Origin of the sequence: Winogradskyella marina (genome assembly GCF_015645385.1) — a bacterium.
Lineage (GTDB): Bacteria > Bacteroidota > Bacteroidia > Flavobacteriales > Flavobacteriaceae > Winogradskyella > Winogradskyella marina.
This window is the reverse complement of sequence record NZ_JADOET010000071.1, coordinates 1-315: the sequence shown is the minus strand read 5'-3', so window position 1 is coordinate 315 and position 315 is coordinate 1. Positions and strand designations below refer to the sequence as shown.

Annotated in this window: 1 protein-coding gene; it reads left to right on the top strand. The window is 29.5% G+C overall.

Translation table 11 applies throughout. The features are described from left to right. The coding region (locus tag ITJ86_RS17235; protein WP_317190646.1) for an RNA polymerase sigma factor at window positions 1-204 on the top strand (204 nt) is incomplete at its 5' end. Window positions 205-315: the final 111 nt, after the last annotated feature.

Here is a 315-nt window from a genome sequence, read left to right as displayed (position 1 = left end):
GACAATAATGAAGGTAATATCAAAAAAATGTATCACTGTATAGACCAACTAAACGAGCAAAATAAAGCATTGATATTATTAGAACTAGAAAACATACCACAAGCTACTATTGCAGACACCGTTGGTTTAGCACACGGAACTTTAAGAACACGATTGAGTCGTATTCGAAAATCACTTTTAAAATGTATCACAAATGGAAAATGATAACTTAAATAAATTATGGGATATTCAAGCTAATGAAATATCAAACTTTAATCCCAAAGATATAATCATAAAAGCAAAGAAGCAACGTAACAGTCAATATATCAGTATTAC